The organism is Streptomyces davaonensis JCM 4913 (assembly GCF_000349325.1).
GTDB classification, from domain to species: Bacteria; Actinomycetota; Actinomycetes; order Streptomycetales; family Streptomycetaceae; genus Streptomyces; species Streptomyces davaonensis.
This window is the reverse complement of record NC_020504.1, coordinates 6679553-6706017: the sequence shown is the minus strand read 5'-3', so window position 1 is coordinate 6706017 and position 26465 is coordinate 6679553. Positions and strand designations below refer to the sequence as shown.

Sequence of the window (26465 nt, the reverse complement as noted above, 5' to 3'; positions counted from 1 at the left end):
CCCCTCTGACAGGTAAGGAACAGCGTGGCTTCCGGATCCGATCGCAACCCGATCATCATTGGCGGCCTTCCGAGTCAGGTTCCTGACTTCGATCCCGAGGAAACCCAGGAGTGGCTCGACTCCCTCGACGCCGCCGTGGACGAGCGCGGCCGCGAGCGGGCCCGCTACCTGATGCTCCGGCTGATCGAGCGGGCCCGCGAGAAGCGCGTGGCCGTGCCCGAGATGCGCAGCACGGACTACGTCAACACGATCGCCACCAAGGACGAGCCGTTCTTCCCCGGCAACGAGGAGATCGAGCGCAAGATCCTCAACGCGACCCGCTGGAACGCCGCGGTGATGGTGTCCCGGGCGCAGCGTCCTGGCATCGGCGTCGGCGGGCACATCGCCACCTTCGCCTCCTCCGCCTCCCTGTACGACGTGGGCTTCAACCACTTCTTCCGGGGCAAGGACGAGGGCGACGGCGGCGACCAGGTCTTCTTCCAGGGGCACGCCTCCCCGGGCATCTACGCCCGCGCCTTCCTGCTGGACCGGCTCAGCGAGCAGAACCTGGACGCGTTCCGGCAGGAGAAGTCCAAGGCGCCGTTCGGCCTGTCCTCGTACCCGCATCCGCGGCTGATGCCGGACTTCTGGGAGTTCCCGACCGTGTCGATGGGCCTCGGCCCGATCGGCGCGATCTTCCAGGCGCGGATGAACCGGTACATGGAGGCGCGCGGGATCGCGGACACCTCCAAGTCCCACGTGTGGGCGTTCCTGGGCGACGGCGAGATGGACGAGCCGGAGTCGCTCGGCCAGCTGTCCATCGCCGCGCGGGAGGGTCTGGACAACCTGACCTTCGTGGTGAACTGCAACCTTCAGCGGCTCGACGGTCCGGTGCGCGGCAACGGCAAGATCATCCAGGAGCTGGAGTCGCAGTTCCGGGGTGCCGGCTGGAACGTCATCAAGCTGGTGTGGGACCGCACCTGGGACCCGCTGCTGGCCCAGGACCGGGACGGCGTGCTGGTCAACAAGATGAACACGACGCCGGACGGGCAGTTCCAGACGTACGCCACCGAGTCCGGTGCGTACATCCGCGATCACTTCTTCGGTGACGACCACCGGCTGCGGGCGATGGTCGAGGGGATGAGCGACGACCAGATCCTGCACCTGGGGCGCGGTGGCCACGACCACAAGAAGATCTTCGCGGCGTTCTCGGCGGCCAAGGCGCACAAGGGCCAGCCGACGGTGATCCTGGCCAAGACGATCAAGGGCTGGACGCTCGGTCCCAACTTCGAGGGCCGCAACGCCACGCACCAGATGAAGAAGCTGACGGTCGACGACCTCAAGCGCTTCCGCGACCGGCTGCACCTGCCGATCTCCGACAAGGAGCTGGAGTCCGGCGCGCCGCCGTACTACCACCCCGGGCGGGACACCGAGGAGATCCAGTACATGCACGACCGCCGCAACTCGCTGGGCGGGTACGTCCCGACCCGTGTGGTGCGGGCGAAGCCGTTGCAGCTGCCCGACGAGAAGACGTACGCGACCGTGAAGAAGGGCTCGGGTCAGCAGTCCATCGCGACGACCATGGCCTTTGTCCGGCTGCTCAAGGACCTCATGCGGGACAAGGAGATCGGCAAGCGGTTCGTGCTGATCGCGCCGGACGAGTACCGCACGTTCGGCATGGACTCCTTCTTCCCGAGCGCGAAGATCTACAACCCGCTCGGGCAGCAGTACGAGTCGGTGGACCGTGAGCTGCTGCTTGCGTACAAGGAGGCGCCGAACGGGCAGATGCTGCACGACGGCATCTCGGAGGCGGGCTGCACGGCCTCGCTGATCGCGGCGGGTTCGGCGTACGCCACGCACGGGGAGCCGTTGATCCCGGTCTACGTCTTCTACTCGATGTTCGGTTTCCAGCGGACCGGCGACCAGTTCTGGCAGATGTCGGACCAGCTCTCGCGCGGATTCGTCCTCGGCGCGACCGCGGGCCGCACGACCCTGACCGGTGAGGGTCTCCAGCACGCGGACGGCCACTCCCAGCTGCTGGCCTCGACGAACCCGGGCTGCGTGGCCTACGACCCGGCCTTCTCCTACGAGATCGCGCACATCGTGCAGGACGGTCTGCGCCGGATGTACGGCCCGACGGCGGACGGCAGGCCCGGCGAGGACGTCTTCTACTACCTCACCGTCTACAACGAGCCGATCCAGCACCCGGCCGAGCCGGAGAACGTGGACGTCGAGGGCATCCTCAAGGGCATCCACCGCTTCAGCGAGGGCACCGCGGGCTCGATCCCGGCGCAGATCATCGCGTCCGGGGTCGCGGTGCCGTGGGCGGCGGAGGCGCAGCGGATCCTCGCCGAGGAGTGGAACGTGAAGGCCGACATCTGGTCGGCGACCTCCTTCAACGAGCTGCGGCGCGAGGCCGTGGCCTGCGAGGAGCACAACCTGCTGCACCCGGAGGAGGAGCAGCGGGTGCCGTACGTGACCCGCAAGCTGTCCGGTGTGCAGGGCCCGTTCGTGGCCGTTTCCGACTGGATGCGGTCGGTTCCGGACCAGATTGCCCGGTGGGTGCCGGGCACCTACCAGTCGCTGGGCGCGGACGGCTTCGGCTTCGCGGACACCCGGGGCGCGGCCCGCCGGTTCTTCCACATCGACGCGCAGTCGATCGTGCTGGCGGTGCTCACGGAGCTGGCGAAGGAGGGGAAGGTGGACCGTTCGGCGCTGAAGCAGGCGATCGACCGGTACCAGTTGCTGGATGTGTCGGCGGCCGATCCCGGGGCCGCGGGCGGCGACGCGTAGAGCTCGGCTCGTGACCGGCTGGAGGGCCGGGGGGCATCCGCCTCCCGGCCCTCCGCCGTTTCCTACGATGCGGGCATGAAGGAGAGAACCGCGCAGGTCCGTTGGGAACAGCGCACTCAGCAGCCGCTGATGGCGCTGGCAGTGGTGTTCGCCGTCGCGTATGCCGTGCCGATCGTGGTCACTCCGGTGGGCCCCGGGCTGGCACGCGCGTGCACGACGGTCGAGTGGGTGGTGTGGGGGGCGTTCGCGGCGGACTACCTGGTGCGGCTCGGACTGACCGAGCGGCGGGGGGAGTTCATACGGCGGCACTGGCTCGACCTGTGCGCGGTGATCCTGCCGCTGCTACGGCCGCTTCAGCTGCTGCGGGTGATCTCGGCGCTGATGCTGGTGGGCCGGCGGGCGCGGATGGCCTCGCAGGTCAAGCTGACGACGTACGTGGTGGGCTCGGTCGTCGGACTGCTGATGTTCGGTTCGCTGGCCGTGCTGTCCGTGGAGCGGGACTCGCCGAATGGGAACATCAAGACGCTGGGTGACGCGGTGTGGTGGTCCTTCACGACGATGACGACGGTGGGCTACGGCGACCATGCGCCGACCACCGGTCTGGGCCGAATACTCGCGGTGGGCCTGATGCTGTCCGGCATCGCCCTGCTCGGTGTGGTGACGGCGAACATCGCGGCGTGGTTCATCGCGCGGTTCGAGATGGACGACGCGGAGGAACGACGTCAGACGGAGGCGATCCAGTCGCTGACGGAGGAGGTACGCCGGCTGCGCGCGGAGGTGGCAGCCCTGTCGACGCCGGACCGGTCACCGTGAGATGGGGTGACTCGATGGCAACGGTGCTGCAACTGACCTAGGGGCGCGGGGAGCTGCGCGACCAGCCACACACGGCCCGCAGCCCGGAGACGGCAGGCACCCCCCACGGCGTTACCGTCCGCCGCTCAGCCCCGCCGGCAGGCGACGGCGGCGCGCTGTCCCCCTCCGGCAGCGCGCCGCAGCGCCGGGTGGCCTTCCTGGTGTACGAACTTGCCCGAGGAACATGCCGTACGGAGGGCTTGACCCACTGTGAACCGCGGCGCGTGCCGGGGACGAGGAATCTTTAGCTCTGTCACCCTGATAGGGGAAACAGCCCCCGACCAGGCTCAGATGTGCGCGGCGCCCGCTCCCGCCTCCGCGTTCTCGCCCCGCTTCGTCAGGAACGCGACCGCGACGGCCACCGCCGCCACACCGGCCGCGACCAGCGATGCCAGGCTCATGCCGGAGATGAAGGTGTCGTGCGCGACGTCAGTGATCTTCGCGGCGACCTCCTGCGGCGTCCCCGGGGACACCGGAGCCACACCCACCTGAACCGCCTCGGAAGCCTGCGCCTCCTGCGCCGCGGTCAGCTTCGGCAGGCCCGCGTCCGCCCAGTTCCCGGCGAGGTCGCTGTCCACCTTGGAGGCCATCACGGCGCCCAGCACGGCCGTACCGAGGCTGCCGCCGATCTGCATCGCGGCCTGCTGGAGACCACCGGCGACACCGGAGAGCTCCATGGGCGCGTTGCCGACGATGACCTCGGTGGCGCCGACCATGACCGGCGCGAGGCCGAGGCCGAGGAGGGCGAACCAGAGGGACATCAGGCCGCTGCTCGTGTCCGTCTCCAGCGTGGACATGCCGTACATGGCGATGGCCGTAAGAGCCATGCCGCCCGCCAGCGGGACCCGCGGGCCGAGCTTCGTGATCATCGCGCCCGCGAGCGGCGAGCCGACGATCATCATTCCGGTGAGCGGCAGGAGGTGCAGACCCGCGTCGACGGGGCTCATGCCGTGCACGTTCTGGAGGTAGAACGTCACGAAGAACAGGCCGCCCATGAAGGCGATGGCCATCAGGACCATCAGCACCACGCCCGCCGACAGCGGGACGGAGCGGAACAGGCCGAGCGGGATGAGCGGCTCCTTGACCTTCGTCTCCCAGAACGCGAAGAAGCCGAACAGCGCCACCGACACGACGATGAACGTCCACGTCTGGGCGTCGCCCCAGCCCCACTCCGGCGCCTTGATGAGCGCCCACACCAGGCAGAACATCGCGGCCGAGAGCAGCGCGATGCCGAGCAGGTCGAAGGAGCGCGGGGCGTTCTCCGCGCGGTGGTCCAGCAGGATCAGCACGCCGAGGACCAGGGCGAGGACGCCGACCGGCACGTTGATGAAGAACACCGACTGCCAGTTGACGTGCTCGACCAGGACACCACCGAGGATCGGGCCGCCCGCGGTGGAGGCGCCGATGACCATGCCCCAGATGCCGATCGCCATGTTCAGCTTCTCGGCCGGGAACGTCGCCCGCAGCAGACCCAGCGCGGCCGGCATCAGCAGCGCGCCGAACAGACCCTGGAGCACCCGGAAGGTGACGACGAAGCCGATGCTGCTCGACAGGCCGATCGCACCGGACGCGGCCGCGAAGCCGACCACACCGATGAGGAAGGTCTGCCGGTGCCCGAACCGGTCGCCGAGCTTGCCCGCGGTGATCAGGGAGACCGCGAGGGCCAGGAAGTAGCCGTTGGTGATCCACTGGACCTCGGCGAACGTGGCGCCCAGGTCCTTCTGGATGGCCGGGTTCGCGATCGCCACGATGGTGCCGTCCAGCGCCACCATCATCACGCCCACGGCGACGGTTATGAGCGTGAACCAGGGATGCCCACGAGGCCCTGAGGGCGGGACGGCGTCCTGGAGCGCCTTGTCGACGATGGTCTGACCAGTCATGGCCCGAGGCTAATGACAGCCTCTGACAATTGACAAACCAATTCACAAGTCGGTAACTGACGGATATGCAAACACTCCGCGAACGCAAGAAGCAGCGCACCCGGGTCGCCCTGCTTCGCGCGGCGCTCGAACTGTTCACCACCCGCGGCTACGAGGAGACGACGGTGGACGACATCGCCGCCGCCGTCGAGGTCTCCCAGCGCACCTTCTTCCGCTACTTCGCGAACAAGGAGGAGGCCGCCCTCGCCGTACAGGCGATGGCGGAGGACTACTACGTCGAGGCCGTGCGGCGGCGGCCGCCCGAGGAGGCGCCGATGGTGGCGCTGCGGCAGGCCGTGGTGGAGGGCTGGGACGGACTCAGCGAGGTCATCGAGTCGGTCGTACCGGTGGAGCTGCATCTGCGCATGTACCGGCAGGTGGAGTCGACGCCCGCGCTGCTCGCCGCGCACCTGCGGCACTCGGCGGAGACGGAGGAGCGGATCGCACGGGTGCTGGCCGAGCGGGAGGGCCTCGATGTGGACGCCGATCCCCGGCCGCGGCTCGCGGTGGCGGTCTTCGGCGGGGTGATGCGGGTCACCGAACGGCAGTGGAGCACGGGCGAGGACTTCAGCCTGGCCGGCATCCGCGAACTGACCGTCGCCTACCTCGAACAGGTGGGACCCGCGCTGACCGAAAGCTGGCGTGACGGCTGAACTTCCGCTAGCACGAAACGTGATCCCCGTCACTCGGTTAACGGGAGACTCGTTCGTTCTCCTAGTGTGTCCTCCCAGTGACTTCCTTCGACACGTCCCCGCAACTGAACGTCTGGCGCGCTCTGCTCGCGCTGGCCGTGGTGTTCGTCATGCTGGCGACCACCGGCTGGACCGCGCTGCGCAACCAGCGCACCACGCCTCCGCTCCAGGCCTCGCTCGCCGAATGGGAGCACGGGCGGATAGCCGGTCACCGGCTGCCCTCCCCGGACTCCGAACCCGCGCTGCTGTCCCGGTTCTTCGGCACGCTCACCGCCGACCAGAGTTCGAGACTCGTGCGCCGCTACCCGCTCGCCGTCGGCAACATGAACGGCGCCCCGGTGAAACTGCGCTACCGCGCCAACCGGGTCGCGCTGCTCCAGGCCCGCAAGGTCGAGTTGAAGCGGATGCACGACAAACGGCTCACGCCCGAGGGGCAGCAGGAGGCCGGCCGCCGGATGCACCGCTACGAGGCGCTGATGAGCCCCGGTCGGCACATCCTCGCCTTCGACCCGGCGGGCTCGGGCCGGGTCGCCGAGGTCTTCGGCGATCTCGACCGCGCCCAGCGGGTCTCCGTCGTCGTCCCCGGCGTCGACACCCATCTGCTCACCTTCCAGCGCACCTACCGCAAGTACTCGGCACCGGTCGGCATGGCGCAGTCGCTGTACGCGGCCGAGCGCACCGCCGCCCCGTTCACGCGGACCGCCGTGATCGCCTGGGCCGACTACACCGCGCCCGGCGGACTCGGCATCGATTCGGCCACCGCGGGCCGCGCCGAGAGCGGCGCCGTACGGCTGAACGCGCTGGTGCGGGCGCTGCCCGGGGACTCCCCGGTGTCGCTGTTCTGCCACAGCTACGGCTCGGTGGTGTGCGGGGTCGCCGCGCACACGATGCCGGAGCGGGTGGCCGACATCGCGGTGGCCGGCAGCCCCGGCATGCGCGTCGCCAAGGCCTCCCACCTGGGCACCTCGGCGCAGGTCTGGGCGATGCGGGACGCCGACGACTGGATCCAGGACGTGCCGAACCTGGAGCTGGGCGGGCTCGGCCACGGCGCGGACCCGATGTCCTCGGAGTTCGGGGCGCGGGTGCTGTCGGCAGCGGACGCCGAGGGGCACAGCGGGTACTTCGAGCCGGGCACGGACAGTGTGCGCAACTTCGCCGAGATCGGAGTTGGCTCGTATGACTCGGTGCACTGCGCCGGAGATGACGAAGAATGCCGGGAGGGTTTGTCCGGCACCGCAACGGCCGGACGCGCGTAGAGACGCAGAAAGTACGGTCTGCGCGGGGAGGCGACGGAGGAGCTCGTGCCGCATACGATGAGCCGCATGGGTGACGTACTGGCCGGATTTCATGCCGCCTGGGAGTTCGAGTCCGACTCCGTGCTCATCCGTTACGAACGGGGGATTCGAACACCTAAGCTCCTTCAGGCGCTCGGGGAACGCCGGGTGCCGCTGTCGGCGGTCTCCGCGGTGACCCTGACGCCCGGCAAGCGCGGCACGGTGGTGCTCCGCGCCGAGCTGCGGCCCGGGGCCGATCCGCTGCTGGAGGCGGCCGACGGACAGCTGAAGGAAGGGTGCGATCCGTACCGGCTGGTGCTGCCGGCCGAGCGGGAGACGCTCGCCGAGTACTACGCCGACGAACTGGGCGCGCAGCTCACCGAGTCCGGTCCGGCGGAACGTTTCCTGGTGACGGCGCCCGAACCGCCGCGGTCCTTCAAGGCGTACGACGGGAAGGCGTCCTTCGACGGGCGCACGGTCTCCTTCCGCTGGTTCTGGACGGGCGCGTCCTCCGCGAAGTGGAAGGCCGGCGACCAGTCCTTCGCGATCGGCGATCTGAGCGGGGTCGAGTGGCGCTCCCCCGAGGTCTTCGAGGGTCATCTACGACTGCTGCGGCGCGGGGAGACCGGCCCTGCGCAGGTGGACCACGATCCGGCGGCGGTGGTGTTCGGTCTCGGATACGGGCCGGTGCACGAGTCGTTGCCGTTCGCGGCGGCCGTGTTGGCAGCCGTACGGCAGTGCGGGCCGGCGCCGGTCGCGGCGGTTCCGCGCCGCGACCCGGCCGACATCGCCGAGCGGATCCGTCATCTCGGGGAACTTCATCAGGCCGGGCTGGTCACCGATGAGGAGTTCTCCGTGAAGAAGGCGGAGTTGCTGGCGGAGCTGTGAGAACTACTCCCGTCCGGCGGACGTGAACGTCATGTCCGCGTACCGGTCCCCCGCCACCTGACCGGCGATCGGGTCCAGCAACGCCAGCTGGTCTCCCGTCAGTCGGATCCTGGTGGCTCCCGTGTTCTCCTCCACCCTGGTGGGCTTGCGGGTGCCGGGGATCGGGACGACCGGGAGGTGGTGGACCTCGGACTGCTGCTGGACCCAGGCCAGGGCGATCTGGCCCAGGGAGGCGCCGTGGGACTCGGCGATCTTGCGGATGGGGGCCAGCAGGGCCGCGTTGGCCGTGGCGTTGTCGCCGGTGAAGCGGGGCTGCTGGCGGCGGAAGTCACCGGCGGTGAGGTCCTTGTCGGCCGAGCCGAAGGAGCCCGCGAGGAAACCCCGGCCGAGCGGCGAGTACGGCACCAGGGCCACGCCCAGCTCCTGGGCCGCGGGCACGACCTGTGCCTCGATGTCCCGGCTGAACAGCGACCACTCCGACTGCACGGCCGCGATGGGGTGCACGGCGTGCGCGGCACGCAGCTCGGCGGCCGTGACCTCGCTCAGGCCCAGGTGCTTGACCTTGCCCTCACGGACCAGCTCGGCCATGACGGCGACGGTGTCCTCGATGGGGACGTTCACATCCCGCCGGTGCATGTAGTAGAGATCGATCGTCTCGACGTCCAGGCGCTTCAGGCTCGCCTCGACGGCCTGCCGGATGTAGGGCGCGTCATTGCGGATGACCCGTCGGGTCGGCTCGTCCGGCGGGATCGAGAGGGCGAACTTGGTCGCGATGACGACCTCGTCGCGGTGGGCCCGGAAGAACGGGGACAGGAAGAGTTCGTTCTCGCCGGCGCCGTAGGCGTCCGCCGTGTCGTAGAGGGTGACGCCCAGTTCCAGGGCCCGTTCCAGGGTGGCCCGGGACTCCTTGGCGTCCGAGGGGCCGTAGGCGAAGCTCATGCCCATGCAGCCGAGGCCCTGCACCCCCGTCTCGGGGCCGGTGTCGCCGAGGCGTGCGGTCGTGATCCTGCTGTTCTCGGTCATCGGGGCCTTTCCGACGCCAGGGCGCGCCCGGCGTCGCCGTAGAAAGCGATCTTGCGGTCGAGCACGGCGAGCGTGTCCTGGAGTTCCGCGATCCGGGACAGCACGTCCCGGCGGGTCTCCTCCAGGAGTTCGTAGCGCTCGCCGTAGGTGTGGTCGCCCTCGCGCACCAGCTCGGCGTACCGGACCATGTCGGCAACCGGCATTCCGGTCAGCCGGAGCTTGCCGACGAGGTCGAGCCAGTCCAGGTCGCGGTTGCTGTAGCGGCGCTGGCCGGTGTGCGAGCGGTCGATGTGCGGCATCAGGCCGATCCGCTCGTACCAGCGCAGGGTGTGCGCGGTCAGGCCGGTGAAGGCGGCGACCTCGCTGATCGTGTAGCTGTCCTGGCCGTCGGGGCGCCGGTCGGGGCTGGGTGGCCCCGCGCAGGTGTCGGTCCTGGTGGGCGTGGTCTCCGTCACCGTCATGCGCTCAACGCTATGGCCTTGGAGTGGGCTCCAAGCAAGCGGAAAGGGTAAGAAAACCACGGGACATGGCGTGATCGCCCTGGTTAGCGTGCGGCACATGAGTCTCGTACGCCGTGCCACGACCGAGGACGCCGTCGAAGTACTGCGGCTGCGCCAGGTGATGATCGACTCGCTGGCGTCCGCGCCCGGCGCCACCGACTGGCACCCGCAGTCGCTGCCGACCCTGCGGGACCGACTGGCCGATCCGGACGGGGAGTTCGCGGCGTACGTCGTCGACCACCCGGAGCGGCCGGGCGCGCCGGCGGCTCTGGCCGCGGGCACGCTGGAGTACCGGATCGGGCGGGCCGGCAATCCGCAGGGGCTGATCGGCTACGTCTTCAGCGTCGCGACCGACCCCGAGGCGCGGCGCCGCGGGTACGCGCGCGCGTGCATGGAGGAGCTGCTGCACTGGTTCCGGGAGCAGGGCGCCGGATATGTCATGCTCAACGCCTCCGCGGACGCCGAACCGCTCTACGCCTCCCTGGGCTTCACCCGCGACCCGGACCCCTCCATGCGGCTGCACCTCTGAGGCGCTTAGGCTCACTGGCATGTCGCTGAGCAGTCTTGCGTTGATCGAGAACTGGCCGGTCCCCACCGCCGCCGCGGGTGTCGTGCGGGCGGACGGGACGGTCGTGGGCACCCATGGCCCGGCCGGGCACCGCTTCCCGCTCGCCTCGGTCACCAAGCCGCTGGCCGCGTACGCCGCCCTCGTCGCCTACGAGGAGGGCGCGGTCGACCTCGACGAGCCGGCCGGTCCCGCGGGCTCGACGGTGCGGCATCTGCTCGCGCACACCTCGGGTCTCGCCTTCGACGAGCACCGGGTGACGGCCCCGCCCGGGGAGCGGCGGCTGTACTCCAACGCCGGGTTCGAGCAGCTCGGGGACCACATCGCGAAGGCGGCGGACATCCCGTTCGCGGAGTATCTGCGGCAGGCCGTGCTGGAGCCGCTGGGCATGACGGCGACCTCGCTGGAGGGCTCCCCCGCCAAGGACGGCGTGTCGACGGTCGAGGATCTGCTGCGGTTCGCGGCGGAGGTGCAGGCGCCGCGGCTGCTGGACCCGCGGACGGTCGCCGAGGCGATGACCGTGCAGTACCCCGGGACCAAGGGCGTGCTGCCGGGGTACGGGCACCAGAACCCCAACGACTGGGGGCTCGGCTTCGAGATCCGCGACGGCAAGTCCCCGCACTGGACGGGCTCCTCGTCCTCGCCGCGCACCTTCGGACACTTCGGCCAGTCCGGCACGTTCCTGTGGATCGACCCGGACGCCGGGCACGCGTGCGTGGCGCTGGCGGACCGGGCGTTCGGCCCCTGGGCGGCGGAGGTGTGGCCGGTGCTCACGGACGCGGTGCTCGCCGAACTCCGCTAGCGCCTGCTAGCCGGACATCTCCCACATCAGCAGCTCCACGGCGGTGATCCCGACCGCCTCGATGTCCTTCGCCGCGCTGATCCGCGCCGCGTCCCCCGCGCCCAGCGTCTCCTCCCCCAGCCGCACCTCGCCGCGCACGACATGGACGTACACCCACTCCGCGTCCGGCACCGCGGTGCGCTCGCCCGCGCCGAGGCGGCGGACGTGCAGCAGCGTGCCCGCCTCGGGAACGGCGTAGGGGGTGGAGTCGGCGATCCCGGGGACGATCTCGTACGCCGGTTCCCCGCCCGGGGACAGCGGGGCGAGCCAGGTCTGGACGAAGGTGAGGGGCGTGGCGGCGTCGTTGCGTTCCACGTGCCGGACGCCCGCCGCCGAGCTGAGGCGCTGGACGTCGCCGGCCCGGACCCGGGTCTCGTGGCCGGTGGAGTCGCGATGGGTCAGCTCGCCCTCCACCACCCACGTCACGATCTCCGTGTGGCTGTGCGGGTGCTCGTCGAACCCCGCGCCCGGCGCGAGACGTTCCTCGTTGCAGGCGATCATCGCGCCGAAGCGGAGGTTGTCCGGGTCGTAGTGGGGGCCGAAGGAGAAGGCGTGCCGGGAGGAGATTCCCGCTGCCGCCTCGCCGCCTGGGTAGCGCTCAGCCGCGCGCCGTACATCCATCACGGACCCCACCGTAGACCCCGGCAGCGCACAGTCCCGTCCGGATAAGGCAGTCTTGTCCCCGTGCCCGAACCCGAAGCCCGTAAGTCCGAAGCCGCAGCACACGACGCCCACCCGCACTCCGCGACCCTGAAGCGGCTGGAGAAGTCCTCCGGATCCCTCGCCGCCCAGGCCATCACGCGCATGGACGAGACGCTGCCGTGGTACCGGGCGATGCCCCCGGAGAACCGCTCCTGGATCGGGCTGGTCGCCCAGGCCGGTATCGCGGCCTTCACCGAGTGGTTCCGGCATCCCGATGCCCCTCAGGCCATCTCCACCGATGTGTTCGGGACGGCACCTCGTGAGCTGACCCGGGCCATCACACTGCGGCAGACCGTGGAGATGGTGCGGACGACCATCGAGGTCATGGAGTCCGCCATCGACGAGGTGGCCGCCCCGGGCGACGAGTCCCTGCTGCGCGAGGCGCTCCTCGTCTACGCCCGCGAGATCGCCTTCGCCACCGCCCAGGTCTACGCCCAGGCCGCCGAGGCACGCGGTGCCTGGGACGCCCGGCTGGAGTCGCTCGTCGTGAACGCGGTGCTGAGCGGGGAGGCCGACGAGGGCGCCGTCTCCCGGGCCGCCGCGCTCGGCTGGAACTCGCCGGAACATGTGTGCGTGGTGCTCGGCACCGCCCCCGACGGGGACTCCGAGCTGACCGTCGAGGCCATCCGGCGGGCCGCCCGGCACGCCAAGCTCCAGGTGCTCACCGGGGTGCTCGGGGACCGGCTGGTCGTCATCGCCGGTGGCAACGACAACCCGCTCGCCGTCGCCAAGTCGCTGATCGGGCCGTATGCCGCCGGACCGGTGGTCGCCGGGCCCATCGTGCCGGATCTTTTGGCCGCCACCCGCTCCGCGCAGGCCGCCGCCGCCGGGCTCAAGGCGTGTTCCGCCTGGCAGGACGCCCCGCGGCCGGTACTGGCGGACGATCTGCTTCCGGAACGCGCCATCGCCGGGGATCCGAGCGCGCGCGAGCAGTTGGTGGAGGAGATCTACAGACCGCTGGAGGAAGCCGGGTCCGCGCTTCTGGAGACCCTCTCCGTCTATCTGGAACAGGCGAGCAGTCTCGAAGGCGCCGCCCGGATGCTGTTCGTGCATCCCAACACCGTGCGCTACCGGCTTCGACGTGTGACTGACGTCACCGGCTGGTCGCCGTCGGATGTACGCTCCGCGTTCACGCTGCGGATCGCGCTCATCCTGGGACGTCTGGTCGACGGGGATACTCAGCCATAGGGTTTTGTCGGGGCCCCACAAAACCCCCTCGTGTTCTTCGTCCCTGTCCCCACGGGCGGCCGTGGCCGTCCCCAAGAGAGAGTGTGAGAGTGCTCGTACTCGTCGCTCCCGGCCAGGGCGCCCAGACGCCTGGCTTCCTGACTCCCTGGCTCGACCTGCCCGGTGCCGCTGACCGCGTCGCCGCCTGGTCCGACGCCATCGGCCTCGATCTCGTCCACTACGGCACCAAGGCCGACGCGGACGAGATCAGGGACACGTCCGTGGCCCAGCCGCTGCTGGTCGCCGCCGGAATCCTGTCCGCCGCGGCACTGGGTGCCGTGACCCCGGGCGCCGTCGCCGGACACAGCGTCGGTGAGATCACCGCCGCCGCCTTCGCGGGCGTCCTGGACGACACCGCCGCGCTGACCCTCGTACGCAAGCGCGGGCTCGCCATGGCCGAGGCCGCCGCGATCACCGAGACCGGGATGTCGGCGCTGCTCGGCGGCGACCCCGAGACCTCGGTCGCGCACCTGGAGAAGCTCGGTCTGACCCCGGCGAACATCAACGGCGCCGGCCAGATCGTGGCCGCCGGCACCCTGGAGCAGCTCGCCGTCCTCGCCGAGGACAAGCCCGAGGGCGTGCGCAAGGTCGTGCCCCTCAAGGTCGCCGGTGCCTTCCACACGCACCACATGGCGCCCGCCGTCGACACGCTGGCCGAGGCCGCCAAGGCGCTCTCGCCCGCCGACCCGACGCTGCCCTACGTCTCCAACAAGGACGGCAAGACCGTCGCCACCGGCGCCGAGGTGCTTCAGCGGCTGGTCGGGCAGGTCGCCAACCCGGTCCGCTGGGACCTGTGCATGGAGACCTTCGTCGGCCTCGGCGCGACGGCGCTGATCGAGGTGTGCCCCGGCGGCACGCTCACCGGTCTCGCCAAGCGCGCGATGAAGGGCGTACCGACGCTGGCCCTGAAGACCCCCGACGACCTCGACGCCGCTCGCGAGCTCATCGCCGAGCACACGGCCTGACAAGGAGTCCGAGCAGCATGGCGAAGATCAAGCCCAGCAAGGGCGCCCCGTACGCGCGCATCCTCGGCGTGGGCGGCTACCGCCCCACCCGGGTCGTGCCCAACGAGGTCATCCTTGAGACGATCGACTCGTCCGACGAGTGGATCCGCTCGCGCTCCGGCATCGAGACGCGGCACTGGGCCTCCGACGAGGAGACCGTCGCCGCGATGTCGGTCGAGGCGTCCGGCAAGGCGATCGCCGACGCGGGGATCTCCGCGGAGCAGATCGGCGGCGTGATCGTCTCGACCGTCTCGCACTTCAAGCAGACCCCGGCCGTGGCCACCGAGATCGCCGACAAGCTCGGCACGAACAAGGCCGCCGCCTTCGACATCTCGGCCGGCTGCGCGGGCTTCGGCTACGGCCTCACCCTCGCCAAGGGCATGATCACCGAGGGCTCCGCCGAGTACGTCCTGGTCATCGGCGTCGAGCGGCTGTCCGACCTCACCGACCTGGAGGACCGCGCGACGGCCTTCCTGTTCGGTGACGGCGCGGGCGCGGTCGTCGTGGGCCCGGCCGACGAGCCCGGCATCGGCCCCAGCATCTGGGGTTCCGAGGGCGACAAGTCCGAGACGATCAAGCAGACCGTGCCGTGGACGGACTACCGCAACGGCGAGGTCGACAAGTTCCCTGCGATCACGCAGGAGGGCCAGGCGGTGTTCCGCTGGGCCGTGTTCGAGATGGCGAAGGTCGCCCAGCAGGCGCTGGACGCGGCCGGAATCACCCCGGACGACCTGGACGTCTTCATTCCCCACCAGGCCAACGAGCGGATCATCGACTCGATGGTGAAGACGCTGAAACTGCCGGAGCACGTCACGGTCGCCCGTGACATCCGCACCACCGGCAACACCTCGGCCGCCTCGATTCCGCTCGCGATGGAGCGGCTTCTGGCGACCGGCGAGGCGAAGAGCGGCGACACCGCGCTCGTCATCGGCTTCGGGGCGGGTCTCGTGTACGCCGCCACTGTCGTTACTCTCCCCTAGGCACTCCGTGCCGGATCATCGTTTTCGATCCGCTGCGGAAAGCACTGCCAACCCTCTGGATTACTACGAAGGAGCGCCTGACATGGCCGCCACTCAGGAAGAGATCGTCGCCGGTCTCGCCGACATCGTGAACGAGATCGCCGGCATCCCGGTCGAGGACGTCCAGCTGGACAAGTCCTTCACCGACGACCTGGACGTCGACTCCCTGTCCATGGTCGAGGTCGTCGTCGCCGCCGAAGAGCGCTTCGACGTCAAGATCCCGGACGAGGACGTCAAGAACCTCAAGACGGTCGGCGACGCGACCGACTACATCCTCAAGCACCAGGCCTGAGTCTCTTAGGCCGGAAGTGCCCGGCCCCGCCACCCGGCGGTGGCGCCGCTGAATCCCGTATCCCGTTGGAGAAAGAATTCCCGTGAGCTCGACCAATCGCACCGTGGTCGTCACCGGTATCGGCGCAACCACACCGCTGGGTGGCGACGCGGCCTCTACCTGGGAGGGTCTCGTCACCGGACGTTCCGGTGTCAAGGCCCTGGAGCAGGAGTGGGCCGCCGACCAGGCAGTCCGTATCGCCGCACCGGTCGCCGTTGAGCCGACCGAGGTGATCCCCCGTCCGCAGGCCCGACGTCTTGACCGCTCGGCCCAGTTCGCGCTGATCGCAGCGAAGGAGGCCTGGGCCGACGCCGGTTTCACCGACCGCGCCGGTGAGGACTCCAACGTCGACCCGGACCGGCTCGGTGCGGTCATCGCCTCCGGCATCGGTGGCGTGACGACCCTGCTCGACCAGTACGACGTGCTCAAGGAGAAGGGCGTCCGCCGCGTCTCCCCGCACACCGTCCCCATGCTGATGCCGAACGGCCCCTCCGCGAACGTGGGTCTGGCCGTGGGCGCCCGTGCGGGCGTGCACACGCCGGTCTCCGCGTGCGCCTCCGGCGCCGAGGCCATCGGCTACGCCATCGAGATGATCCGTTCCGGCCGCGCCGACGTGGTCGTCGCCGGCGGCACCGAGGCGGCGATCCACCCGCTGCCCATCGCCGCGTTCGGCAACATGATGGCGATGTCCAAGAACAACGAGGACCCCGAGGGCGCCTCGCGCCCCTACGACGTCGCCCGGGACGGTTTCGTCCTCGGCGAGGGCGCCGGTGTGGTCGTCCTGGAGTCCGCCGAGCACGCCGCCAAGCGCGGTGCCCGGGTGTACGCCGAGGCGGTCGGCCAGGGCATCTCCGCCGACGGCCACGACATCGTGCAGCCGGAGCCGGAAGGCCGCGGCATCAGCCACGCCCTCCAGAACCTGCTGGAGCGCACGGATCTGGACCCGGCGGAGATCGTGCACGTCAACGCGCACGCCACCTCGACGCCGGCCGGTGACATCGCCGAGCTGAAGGCGCTGCGGAAGGTGTTCGGTGACGACGCCGACCACATGGCCGTCTCGGCCACGAAGTCGATGACCGGTCACCTGCTGGGTGGTGCCGGTGGTGTGGAGACCGTCGCGACCGTGCTCGCCCTGTACCACCGGGTGGCTCCGCCGACCATCAACGTCGAGAACCTCGACCCCGAGGCCGAGGCCAACGCGGACGTGGTCCGCGGCGAGGCCCGCAAGCTTCCCGTCGAGGGCCGGATCGCCGCGCTGAACGACTCGTTCGGCTTCGGCGGCCACAACGTGGTGCTGGCGTTCAGGACGATCTGAGCGACTTCCGTACGTAGCTGAAGGGCCCCCGCCTCTTGAGGTGGGGGCCCTTCACGCGTTCCGCGAAACTCAGACCACCTGGTGCAGCCAGCGCACCGGGGCGCCTTCTCCCGCGTACCTGAAGGGCTCCAACTCGTCGTCCCAGGGCTTGCCCAGCAGCTTGGACAGTTCGGCCTCCAGGTCCGTCTCGCCTCGCTGGCTGCGGAGCAGGGCCGCGCGGAGGCGGTCCTCGGGGATCAGGATGTCGCCGTGGATGCCGGTGACGGCGTGGAAGATGCCGAGGTCGGGGGTGCAGCTGTAGCGCTCGCCCTCGGCGGTGGGGCAGGGTTCCGCCGTCACTTCGAAGCGGAGGAGGTGCCAGCCTCTCAGGGCCGACGCCAGCTTCGACGCGGTGCCCGGCTGGGCCTGCCAGGAGAACTCCGAGCGCCAGGTGCCGGGCGCGGCGGGCTGCCGGATCCAGTCGAGATTGACGCGTGTGCCGAGCACCCCGGCGACGGCCCACTCGACGTGCGGGCACAGCGCGCGCGGCGCGGAGTGCACGTACAGAACTCCACGTGTCGTCACCGGGACCTCCGGGCAGAGCGGGACATCTTGCGAACTGGCGGACGGCCGTGGCGAGGCAGCCACGTTGATGGCGAGGCTACCGTGCGGCGGCGCAAGGAGTGTGACGTACCGTCGGTCCCGGTGCCGTGAAACGCCCGCCATTCACCCGGCAGGACGCCTGTAGAGGGTGGAACCGTTGCATCGCGCGCGCTCGGGAACTCCCACGCGTTGTATGGGGAGGGGACGTGTAGTCGACGAGCGAGGGGATCAGCGGCGCATGCGGAACATCGGTCACCGTAAACGAACAGTGCTCGCTGTGCTGTCCGCGGCCGTCCTGGGGCTGGCGGGGTGCGATGCCGTCGGGGGGAACTCACCAGGTCCCTCCGGTACGGACGCGCAGCGAGCGAAGCCCAAGCCGAAGCCGACCCCGGTGTGGGACCGCAGCCCGGACTCGGTCGCGGCCGTGGGGGACTCCATCACCCGTGGCTTCGACGCCTGCTCGGTGCTCGCGGACTGTCCGGAGGTGTCGTGGGCGACCGGCAGCAGTGCGGACGTGGACAGTCTCGCGGTGCGGCTGCTGGGTGAGACCGAGGCGGCCGAGCGGAGCTGGAACTACGCGGTCACCGGGGCGCGGATGACGGATCTGGCCGGGCAGATGGCGCAGGCGGCGACCCGGAAGCCGGAGCTGGTGACGGTGATGGCGGGGGCCAATGACGCCTGCCGGGACACCACCGAGGCGATGACGCCGGTGGCCGACTTCCGCGCGCAGTTCGAGGAGGCGCTGCGGACGCTGCGGGGTGCGCTGCCGAAGGCGCAGGTGTATGTGGCGAGCGTGCCGGATCTGAAGCGGCTGTGGTCCCAGGGGCGGACCAACGAACTGGGCAAGCAGGTGTGGAAGCTGGGCATCTGCCCGTCGATGCTGGAGGACGCGGACTCGCTGGACGCTGCGGCCACGCTGCGGCGGGAGACGGTGCAGAAGCGGGTGGAGGAGTACAACAAGGCGCTGAAGGAGGTGTGCGCCAAGGACCGGCGGTGCCGGTTCGACGGCGGCGCGGTGTACGCGTACCGGTTCGGGATGGAGCAGTTGAGCCGCTGGGACTGGTTCCATCCGAGCGTGAACGGGCAGGCGCGGCTGGCCGAGATCGCCTACCGGACGGTCACGGCGAAGACCGGGTGACTTAGGGTTCCGCACATGAACGAACTCTTCGGCACACTTTCCGACGGCACGGCCGTGCACCGCTGGACGCTCGAGCGGGCCGGTGTCCGGGTGCGGGTGCTGACGTACGGCGGGATCGTGCAGTCGGTGGAGGTCCCGGACCGGGACGGCGTCGCCGCGGACGTGGTGCTGGGGTTCGCGGAGCCGGCCGACTACCCCGCCCATCCCGGGCCGTATTTCGGCGCGCTGGTCGGGCGGTACGCCAACCGGATCGCGCGGGGCCGCTTCACCCTGGACGGGCTGACGTACGCGCTGCCGGTGAACAGCGGCCCGAACTGTCTGCACGGCGGTGAGCGCGGTTTCGACCAGCGGGTGTGGGACGCGGAGCCGGTCGCGCACGGGGTGCGGCTGAGCCGGGTCTCGGCGCACGGCGAGGAGGGCTTCCCGGGCCGGCTCGAACTGGCGGCGACGTACTCGCTGGACGCGGACGGCGCGCTGCGGATCGTGTACGAGGCGGTGACGGACGCGCCGACCGTGGTGAACCTGACGAACCACAGCTACTTCAACCTGGCCGGTGCGGGGAACGCGGGCGGACATGAACTGCGCATCGCCGCCTCGCGGTTCACGCCGGTGGACGCGGATCTGATCCCGACCGGCGAGGAGGAGCCCGTCGAGGGCACTCGATTCGACTTCCGTGCCCCGCGCAAGGTGGGCTCCGGCTACGACCACAACTTCGTGCTGGACAAGGGGGTGACGGACACCCCGGTGGAGGTCGCCGAGCTGCACGACCCGGCGTCCGGGCGGGTGCTGACGGTGTCGACGACCGAGCCCGGACTCCAGCTGTACACCGCCGACCATCTCGCCGATCCCTTCGCGCCGGGCGACGGCATCGCCCTGGAGACCCAGCACTTCCCCGACTCCCCCAACCGTCCTGAGTTCCCGAGCACGGTGCTGCGGCCCGGCGAGGTGTTCCGCTCGGAGACGGTGTACGCGTTCTCCCTGCGGTAGGCACACATGAGCCCCGGTCCGGGCGTCAGGTCCCGGACCGGGGCTGTCCATGGGGACGGTGTCCCGGATCAGACGTTAATCGTCGCGGTGAGCCTGCGGTCCGCGATCGAGCGACCGGCCTGGATCTCGTACGAACCCTTCACAAATGACCATGAGCTGGTCTTCTCGTCCCAGATTTCAAAGGCCCGGCGCGGGAGCTCCACCACGGCCTCGGCCGTCTCCCCCGGTCCCGCCTCCACTTGTGCGAAGCCGGCCAGTACGCGTGCCGGTCGCTCGGCGTCGGGCTCGACCGGGGCCAGATACAGCTGCACGGCCTCGCGCCCCCTCCGGTCGCCGGTGTTGCGGACGCGGACCTTCGCGGTCGTACCGTCGAGTTCCAGGGACTGGTAGGCCCACCCGGTGTAGCCGAGGCCGTGGCCGAAGGGGTACGCGGGGGTGCGGCCGCGCTTCTCCCAGGCGCGGTAGCCGATGTAGACGCCCTCGCTGTACGGCAGTTCGCCGTCGGTGGGGACGACCTGGGTGACCGGCGCGTCGGTCAGGGAGCCCCAGGTGGTGGGCAGCCGGCCGCCGGGCTCCTGGGCGCCGGTTAGCACGTCGGCGAGGGCCGCGCCGCCTTCCTGGCCGGGGAACCAGCTCAGCAGGACCGCGGCGACCTCGTGGCGCCAGGGCAGTTCCACCGGGGAGCCGGAGTTGACGACCACGACGGTGTTGGGGTTGGCGGCGGCGACGGCGCGGACCAGGTCGTCCTGGCGGCCGGGGAGGAACAGGTCGGTGCGGTCGAAGCCCTCCGACTCCACGAGGTCGGTGGTGGCGACCACGACCACCGCGGTGTCGGCGGCACGGGCGGCCTCGACGGCCTCGGCGATGAGTTCGTCGGCGTCGCGCCGGGGCTCCTGGCCGACGAGGGTGAAGCCGACGCCCTTGACGGTGGCGTCCGCGGGGATGCTCACGGTGTGGGTGAGGGAGATCTCGACCGTCCGGCCCGCGGTCAGTTCGGCCACGGCACGCGGCTCGGGGTCGCCGAAGAAGGTGGCGAAGGGGTCGGAGGCGGCGTCGCTGCCCTGGATCCCGTCGTAGTACGTCGTTCCGTCGACGGTGAGGACGAAGGGGCCCCGGCCCTTGATGCCGAGGGTGTGCGGGCCGGTCTCGCGCGGGGTGAAGGTGCCGGTCAGTTCGACGGTGTGCAGGGTGTCGTGGGTGACGCCGTCGGGGAGGTCCGAACCCATCCACTGGATCTGCCCGTTGGGGGCGTTCGAGGTGCCGATCACCTTGCCTTCCGCATCACGACAGACGGCGCGCAGCGTGAATCCCTTGTCGGCCACGGCGAGTTCGGTGTTGGGGTCGGCGCCGACGGCGTAGGTCAGGCTGCCCTCGGGGAGGGCGGCGGTGAGGCCGTCGAGCGGGGAGACGATCCGGGCCGGGAAGACGATGGCGGAGCCGCCTCCGAGGACGCGGGCGTCGCGGGCGGCGGCGCCGATCAGCGCGACCGTGCCGGGCTTGAGCGGGAGCGCTCCCTCATTGCGGACCAGGACGAAGGAGCGGTGGGCGATCTCCCGGGCGAGGGCCTCGCCGTCGACCTCGGCGGGCGGCTCGGTCACCGCCGGTTCGGCCCCGTCCAGGGCGCCGACGCGGGCGGCCAGCCGCAGCACGTTGCGTACGGCGTCGTCGACCGTGGCCTCGGCGACCTCGCCCGCGCGTACGGCCGCCGCGAGGGGTGCGCCGTAGACCGTGCCGGGTCCCGGCATGGCGGCGTCGAGGCCGCCCTTGATGGCGCGGGTGGTGGAGCGGGCGGCCATCCAGTCGGAGACGTTGAAGCCGTCGAAGCCCCATTCGCCGCGCAGGATCTCGTTCACGAGGTAGCGGTGCTCGGTCATCGTCGTGCCGTTGACCGTGTTGTAGGCGGTCATGATGCCCCAGGGGTGGGCGTTCTCGACGATGGCCTCGAAGGGCGCCAAGTACAGCTCGCGCAGGGCGCGTTCGCTAACGATGTTGTTCACGGTGAAGCGGTCGGTCTCGGCGTCGTTGGCGACGAAGTGCTTGACGGTGGTGCCGATGCCGCCGGACTGGACGCCGTTCACATAGCCCGCGCCGATCAGCCCGGTGAGGTACGGGTCCTCGCTGTAGGCCTCGAAGTGCCGCCCGCCGAGCGGGGAGCGATGCAGGTTGACAGTGGGCGCGAGCAGGACGTGGACGCCCTTGCGGCGGGCCTCCTGGGCGAGCAGAACGCCTGCGCGGCGGGCGAGTTCGGGGTCCCAGGTGGCGGCCAGCGCGGTCGGGGAGGGCAGGGCGACGGAGGAGTCGTCGGCGGTCCAGCGCACACCCCGGACGCCGATCGGCCCGTCGGACATGACGAGGGAGGCCAGCCCGATCTCGGGCAGGGCGGGCAGCGTCCACATGTCCTGCCCGGAGAGCAGCCGCGCCTTCGCATCGAGGTCGAGCCGAGCCAGGGCTGTTTCGACGGCCGCCTCGCGTGCCTGGTCAGCTGCGCTGGGCTGGGGTGCGGGGGTTCCCGCCATCGGTGCCTCCTCGTTGAGGTCCAGGGTCCTCTCAATCCTGCCCCGCCCGACTGCGAGCCACTGCGACCGCCGCGACGACCTCGATCTCGATCATCGCCTCGGGGCGGAACAGCTTCGGGACCTCGAAGGTCATGCTGGTGGGTGGGGTGCCGGTGATCAACTCGCGGCGTACGGCCCCGTATACGTCGAGCTGGGAGATGTCCGTCAGGTAGGTGCGGATGTTGATGATGTCGGCGAGGGTCGCGCCGTGCGCGGCGAGGAGGGCTTCGAGGATCGTGAAGATCCCTCGGCTCTGCTCCTCCAGCGTCTCCCCCTCCGCGATCTGGCCGGACACGAACAACAGCACGCCGCCGTCGGCGTGTTCGACCCTGGCGACCTGGGAGTAGGCGGGGCTGTAGGGCTGGGGGGCGGTGGCGGGGTTGTCGAGGGTGATCTTCATACGGTGCTCCTGGTACGGATGCGGGTGACGGCTGCGGAGATGTCCGCGTCGGGGACGTCTGCGGTGCGGAAGTGGGTCAGTACGGCTTCCAGCGCGGGCAGTTGGGCTGTCGCGGTGGCCAGGGCGAGGTCCTTCGCCGCGAGTCCCGTGCCGAAGTGCACGCCCTCGGCAAACGCACGGGCGACCGCGCCGCCGATCGGGCCGGACGCGAGGGCGCCGCGGGCGACGGTGTCGTCGAGGCCGAGCGCGTCGGCGAGCCGCAGGGACTCGGCGACCAGCGCGACCGCGCCGAGGACGGCGGAGTTCACGACGAGCTTGAGCGCGGCGCCGCTGCCGAGCGGCCCGGTGCGGGTGACGGTGCCCAGGTGGGCGAGGACCTTCTCGACGCCGCTCACCTCACCGCCGGCGAGGATCCCCAGTTCACCGGCGGCCGCCTTGTCGGTGCTGCCCATGACGGGCGCGTCGACGAGGTGCGCGGTGCCGCCGAGCCGGGCGGCGAGGTCCCGTACCGCCTCCGGGCCGACGGTCGACATGTCGATCCAGTGGATGCCGTGCGGCAGGGCGGGCACGGCCGCGTCGGCGACCTCGGCGAGGGCGTCCGGACCGGAGAGCATCGTGATCACGACGTCGGCGTCCCGCACCGCGTCGGCCGGTGTGCCGACGACCGCCGCGCCCTCGGCGGCGAGCGGCGCGGCCTTCGCCGCCGTGCGGTTCCAGACGGCCAACGGATGCCCGGCGGCGAGGAGTCGAAGGGCCATCGGGGCACCCATGTGCCCAAGACCCAGAAAGGCGATCTTCTGCATGCAGTCGAAGCTAGGCCCCCGCCATTGATGCGACAAGCGAATGTCTAGCATGGCAGCCATGCCGAATACGCATCCCAGCGATCCCGACCTCTCCACCGTCTGGCTCCGCGCCTTCCTGGAGGTCGCCCGGCACGGCTCCTTCACCGTCGCCGCCCGCACCCTCGGCTGGACCCAGTCCGCGGTGTCCCGCCAGATCTCCTCGCTGGAGGGCGCCCTCGGCGGCGCCCCGCTCTTCGACCGGCTGCCCAGGGGCGTACGGCTGACCGAGGCCGGACGGATCCTCGTGCCGTACGCCGAGTCCGTGGCCGAGGCGCTGCGCGGGGCCGGGCGGGAGCTGGCGGAGCTGCGCGAGGCGGCCGGGGGACGGCTGCGGTTCGGCGCCTTCGCCACCGCCGACGCAGCGCTGGTGCCGCAGGCGCTGGCCACCTTCCGAGCCCGCCACCCACGCGTCCGCGTCTCCCGCGAGGAGGGCTTCACCCCCACCCTGCTGGACCGGCTCACCGCGGGCCACCTCGATCTGGCGGTGGTCTCCACGACCGGCGGCGCCCCGCTGGAGGCGTACGAACTCCACCACCTCCTCGACGAGTCGCTGTACGTGGCGGTCCCGGCGGACCACGAGCTGGCGGGAGCGGACTCGGTGCGGCTCGCCCAACTCGCCGACGCCGACTGGATCTCCGGCAGCCCGCGCCCCGAGGGCACCTTGCTGGACGCCGCCCTGCGCCAGGGGTTCCGGCCCCGCGTGGCGCATGTCGTCGGCGAGTGGACCGCCAAGCAGGGGTACGTCGCCGCCGGCCTCGGGGTGACCCTGGTCCCGGCGCTGGCCGCGGCGTCCGTGCGCCCGGACATCGCGCTCCTTCCGGTACTGGACGAGGAGGCGCCCGCGCGGGCGGTGTACGCGGCGACGGCACGCGGACGCTCGCTCACTCCGGCAGGCGAGGCGTTCCTGGCGGCGCTGCGGGAGGCGGCACAGGGGGTTCCGGCACCCGTAAGCGGGGAAGCGGACTGACACCACGCTCCTCCACCACACCGGAAGGAACGCAACCCCCTTGAATCTCATACGTGTTGGGATCCTCGCCCTGGGACTGGCGCTGGCCACGAGCCTGACGTCCCCCACGGCCGCGACCGCCGCCTCCGCCGAGCAGCCCACGGTCGAGGAGCGGCGGCTCGACCTGTCGGTGCCCCAGGAGATCCTGCGGCGGTCCGGATTCGACGCCGTGGCACCGGAGTTCGCCGAGGCGCTGCGCGGCGCCCGGTCCTACGCGCAGGCCCGCGCCGTCGTCGTACGCGAGGGCGGCGCGCTGTGGCGGCGGGCCGTGGAGCGGGCGCAGGGGCGAGGGCCGGACGGCGGGGAACTGAGCCGGGACGACGACCGGCCGCTGTACTGGGCGCGGCTGGGGATGACCCGGGAGGTGCGGTCCTGGGAGCCGGAGTTCGGGCTCTCGGGGGACCAGCGGGCGGCGCTGATCGGGCAGTTGGAGCGGACCTCTCGCGGGCAGACCGCGATCCGCTGGTCACACGGCAAGGGCCTGAAGCGGATCCTGCTCACCGGGTTCGACCCGTTCACCCTGGACCGGGACATCCGCATCTCCAATCCCTCCGGGGCGACCGCGCTCGCCCTCGACGGCACGGTGATCGAGACCGCCGAGGGCCCGGCACGGATCGAGACGGTGGTGTTCCCGGTGCGCTGGGCGGACTTCGCGGAGGGCACCGTGGAGCGGACGCTGCGGCCGTACCTCAAGGGCGTCGATCTGCTCACCACCGTGAGCCAGGGCCGGGTCGGGCGGTTCGACATCGAGCGGACCAACGGGGCCTGGCGGGGCGGCTTCCCGGACAACGACAACATCGGCCGCACGGAGACCGTCCCGGTCACCGACCCGGCCTCGCAGCCCCAGTGGACGACCACGACCCTGCCGTACGAGGACATCGTGGCCGCGACGACGGGCCGGTTCCCCGTCTACGACAACACGAGCGTGACCGAGATCCCCGCCGGAGGCACCGAGCCCGTGGTGCGGCCGGACGGGCCGACCGCAGGTTCGACCGCGCGGGCCGGGGGCGGCGGCAACTACCTCTCCAACGAGGTCGCCTACCGCGCGACGCTGCTCCGGGACCGGCTAGGGCTGCACGACTCGCTGCCGGCCGGGCATGTGCACACGCCCGTGCTCCAGTTCGGGCCCGGCAACACCTCCGAGGTGACCGATCCGGAGTTCGTGCGCAACCGGCTGGACATCATCGCCCAGGTGCGCAGCATCCTGACGGCGGCGATGGAGGCGCCGCTCACGCGCTGACGTCCGCGCTCTCGGCGTCGCCGTTCTCGTCCTCCCGGATCTCCTCACCGAGGAGGTCACGGGCCATGAGGGTGGCGCCCGCCACCGCGCCCGGCATCAGGAAGATCGCCACGAACGGCACCACGAAGGCCACGCCGAGGGGCGTGCCGAAGCCCCACACCAGGGTCCGGCGGGAGCGCAGGAGGCGCAGCCGGTCGCGGACTTCGACGCCCCGGCGCTGCATGGCGACGGCGGTCAGCTCCTCGGTGAGGAAGAACCCGGTGACCATGAAGCCGATCACCGGAACGACGGTCTGCCCGACGACCGGGACGAAGCCCAGCGCGAAGAGCAGCACGCCCCAGCAGGCGGCGCGCAGGACGATGCGGAGGCTGTCGCGGGCCGAGATCCACAGCTCGCGCCAGAGCGGCAGCCCCGACTCGGGGGCGGTGCCGTCCGGGGAGACGTCCCGGTCGACCTTCTCGGAGAGGTTCTCGTAGAAGGGCTGGCCGATCAGCAGCGTGACGGCGGTGAAGGTGACGGTGGTGAGGAGGAGGGCGAGGGCGAAGAGCAGAACGGTCAGGAAGCCGCGGAAGAGACCGAGCCAAGGGCTCGACCAGTCGTCGGCGAACGGCGTGGACCAGGACACCAGATCGCCGCCCCACGCCACGAGGCCGACGAGCGCCGCCACGTAGAGGACGAGAGTGATCAGCCCGGGGATCAGTCCGAACCCGTACTGCTTGCCGTGCCGGGCCACCCACCGCTGCCCCTTCAGGAGATAGCGGAAACCCACCCCAAGATCGCGCATGGCCGAA

The 26465-nt window shown here is 70.9% G+C and carries 25 protein-coding genes; 16 read left to right on the top strand and 9 right to left on the bottom strand.

The genetic code is table 11. The features are described from left to right. The first annotated feature begins 24 nt into the window (after window positions 1-24). Together aceE and BN159_RS29600 are read left to right on the top strand one after the other, a co-directional pair. Entirely contained in the window at window positions 25-2772 is a 2748-nt protein-coding gene (gene aceE / locus BN159_RS29605; protein WP_015660694.1) for a pyruvate dehydrogenase (acetyl-transferring), homodimeric type, read from the top strand. Window positions 2773-2847: 75 nt separating this feature from the next. Next, complete coding sequence (locus tag BN159_RS29600; RefSeq protein WP_015660693.1) at window positions 2848-3585, top strand: potassium channel family protein; 738 nt, start codon at window positions 2848-2850, stop codon at window positions 3583-3585. 326 nt (window positions 3586-3911) lie between these two features. Here the strand turns inward: BN159_RS29600 and BN159_RS29595 are convergent, their stop codons facing one another. Next, window positions 3912-5504 (bottom strand): MFS transporter, encoded by a 1593-nt coding sequence (locus BN159_RS29595; RefSeq protein ID WP_015660692.1) that lies wholly within the window; start codon window positions 5502-5504, stop codon window positions 3912-3914. 65 nt (window positions 5505-5569) lie between these two features. On the opposite strand from BN159_RS29595, the gene BN159_RS29590 reads away from it, so the two are divergent. The 3 genes from BN159_RS29590 to BN159_RS29580 all read left to right on the top strand — a co-directional run bounded on the left by BN159_RS29590 (window position 5570) and on the right by BN159_RS29580 (window position 8397). Beyond that, complete coding sequence (locus BN159_RS29590; RefSeq protein ID WP_015660691.1) at window positions 5570-6196, top strand: TetR family transcriptional regulator; 627 nt, start codon at window positions 5570-5572, stop codon at window positions 6194-6196. Window positions 6197-6273: 77 nt separating this feature from the next. After that, window positions 6274-7491: an alpha/beta hydrolase gene (locus BN159_RS29585; protein ID WP_015660690.1), complete on the top strand. Its 1218-nt coding sequence runs from the start codon at window positions 6274-6276 to the stop codon at window positions 7489-7491. 57 nt (window positions 7492-7548) lie between these two features. Then, window positions 7549-8397: a DUF4429 domain-containing protein gene (locus BN159_RS29580; RefSeq protein WP_041820008.1), complete on the top strand. Its 849-nt coding sequence runs from the start codon at window positions 7549-7551 to the stop codon at window positions 8395-8397. Window positions 8398-8400: 3 nt separating this feature from the next. Here BN159_RS29580 and BN159_RS29575 read toward each other — a convergent pair whose 3' ends face one another. Together BN159_RS29575 and BN159_RS29570 are read right to left on the bottom strand one after the other, a co-directional pair. Next, entirely contained in the window at window positions 8401-9420 is a 1020-nt protein-coding gene (locus tag BN159_RS29575; RefSeq protein ID WP_015660688.1) for an aldo/keto reductase, read from the bottom strand. After that, complete coding sequence (locus BN159_RS29570; protein WP_015660687.1) at window positions 9417-9881, bottom strand: MerR family transcriptional regulator; 465 nt, start codon at window positions 9879-9881, stop codon at window positions 9417-9419. Before BN159_RS29570 ends, BN159_RS29575 begins: the two co-directional genes overlap by 4 nt. Window positions 9882-9978: 97 nt before the next feature. On the opposite strand from BN159_RS29570, the gene BN159_RS29565 reads away from it, so the two are divergent. Both BN159_RS29565 and BN159_RS29560 read left to right on the top strand, forming a co-directional pair. Beyond that, a complete protein-coding gene (locus BN159_RS29565) occupies window positions 9979-10449 on the top strand; it encodes a GNAT family N-acetyltransferase (RefSeq protein WP_041820006.1) in 471 nt (156 codons plus the stop codon). Window positions 10450-10468: 19 nt separating this feature from the next. After that, entirely contained in the window at window positions 10469-11287 is an 819-nt protein-coding gene (locus BN159_RS29560; RefSeq protein WP_015660685.1) for a serine hydrolase domain-containing protein, read from the top strand. A gap of 6 nt (window positions 11288-11293) precedes the next feature. Here BN159_RS29560 and BN159_RS29555 read toward each other — a convergent pair whose 3' ends face one another. Further along, a complete protein-coding gene (locus BN159_RS29555; RefSeq protein WP_015660684.1) occupies window positions 11294-11947 on the bottom strand; it encodes a pirin family protein in 654 nt (217 codons plus the stop codon). A gap of 63 nt (window positions 11948-12010) precedes the next feature. Between BN159_RS29555 and fasR the strand changes: the two genes are divergently transcribed. From fasR to fabF, 5 genes are all read left to right on the top strand, one after another. Continuing rightward, window positions 12011-13216, top strand: coding sequence for a fatty acid biosynthesis transcriptional regulator FasR (fasR, locus tag BN159_RS29550; protein WP_015660683.1), 1206 nt, complete (start codon window positions 12011-12013; stop codon window positions 13214-13216). A gap of 89 nt (window positions 13217-13305) precedes the next feature. Then, a complete protein-coding gene (locus BN159_RS29545; protein ID WP_015660682.1) occupies window positions 13306-14220 on the top strand; it encodes an ACP S-malonyltransferase in 915 nt (304 codons plus the stop codon). 17 nt (window positions 14221-14237) lie between these two features. Beyond that, window positions 14238-15239, top strand: a complete 1002-nt coding sequence (locus tag BN159_RS29540) for a ketoacyl-ACP synthase III (protein ID WP_015660681.1) — start codon at window positions 14238-14240, stop codon at window positions 15237-15239. A gap of 82 nt (window positions 15240-15321) precedes the next feature. Next, window positions 15322-15570 carry an acyl carrier protein gene (locus BN159_RS29535; RefSeq protein ID WP_015660680.1) on the top strand — a complete coding sequence of 83 codons (249 nt, stop codon included), beginning with the start codon at window positions 15322-15324 and terminating at the stop codon, window positions 15568-15570. Between the two features lie 82 nt (window positions 15571-15652). Further along, window positions 15653-16924: a beta-ketoacyl-ACP synthase II gene (fabF, locus tag BN159_RS29530; protein WP_015660679.1), complete on the top strand. Its 1272-nt coding sequence runs from the start codon at window positions 15653-15655 to the stop codon at window positions 16922-16924. Window positions 16925-16993: 69 nt separating this feature from the next. On the opposite strand, the gene BN159_RS29525 is transcribed toward fabF, so the two are convergent. After that, a complete protein-coding gene (locus BN159_RS29525; RefSeq protein WP_015660678.1) occupies window positions 16994-17488 on the bottom strand; it encodes a DUF3145 domain-containing protein in 495 nt (164 codons plus the stop codon). 256 nt (window positions 17489-17744) lie between these two features. Between BN159_RS29525 and BN159_RS29520 the strand changes: the two genes are divergently transcribed. After that, window positions 17745-18644 carry an SGNH/GDSL hydrolase family protein gene (locus tag BN159_RS29520; RefSeq protein WP_015660677.1) on the top strand — a complete coding sequence of 300 codons (900 nt, stop codon included), beginning with the start codon at window positions 17745-17747 and terminating at the stop codon, window positions 18642-18644. 15 nt (window positions 18645-18659) lie between these two features. After that, window positions 18660-19631, top strand: coding sequence for an aldose epimerase family protein (locus BN159_RS29515; RefSeq protein WP_015660676.1), 972 nt, complete (start codon window positions 18660-18662; stop codon window positions 19629-19631). A 68-nt stretch (window positions 19632-19699) separates the two neighbouring features. Here BN159_RS29515 and BN159_RS29510 read toward each other — a convergent pair whose 3' ends face one another. From BN159_RS29510 to BN159_RS29500, 3 genes are read right to left on the bottom strand one after another with little or no spacing between them, the layout of a single operon-like run. Then, on the bottom strand, window positions 19700-22147 hold the full coding sequence (locus BN159_RS29510; protein WP_015660675.1) for a beta-glucosidase: 2448 nt from the start codon (window positions 22145-22147) through the stop codon (window positions 19700-19702). 31 nt (window positions 22148-22178) lie between these two features. Continuing rightward, window positions 22179-22586, bottom strand: a complete 408-nt coding sequence (locus BN159_RS29505; RefSeq protein WP_015660674.1) for a RidA family protein — start codon at window positions 22584-22586, stop codon at window positions 22179-22181. Then, on the bottom strand, window positions 22583-23389 hold the full coding sequence (locus tag BN159_RS29500) for an NAD(P)-dependent oxidoreductase (protein WP_015660673.1): 807 nt from the start codon (window positions 23387-23389) through the stop codon (window positions 22583-22585). The genes BN159_RS29505 and BN159_RS29500 overlap by 4 nt, the downstream gene beginning before the upstream one ends. 49 nt (window positions 23390-23438) lie before the next feature. On the opposite strand from BN159_RS29500, the gene BN159_RS29495 reads away from it, so the two are divergent. Together BN159_RS29495 and BN159_RS29490 are read left to right on the top strand one after the other, a co-directional pair. Beyond that, entirely contained in the window at window positions 23439-24395 is a 957-nt protein-coding gene (locus tag BN159_RS29495; protein WP_015660672.1) for a LysR family transcriptional regulator, read from the top strand. A gap of 40 nt (window positions 24396-24435) precedes the next feature. Then, on the top strand, window positions 24436-25674 hold the full coding sequence (locus tag BN159_RS29490; protein WP_015660671.1) for a hypothetical protein: 1239 nt from the start codon (window positions 24436-24438) through the stop codon (window positions 25672-25674). On the opposite strand, the gene BN159_RS29485 is transcribed toward BN159_RS29490, so the two are convergent. Beyond that, window positions 25664-26458 (bottom strand): EI24 domain-containing protein, encoded by a 795-nt coding sequence (locus BN159_RS29485; RefSeq protein ID WP_015660670.1) that lies wholly within the window; start codon window positions 26456-26458, stop codon window positions 25664-25666. The genes BN159_RS29490 and BN159_RS29485 overlap by 11 nt on opposite strands. Window positions 26459-26465: the final 7 nt, after the last annotated feature.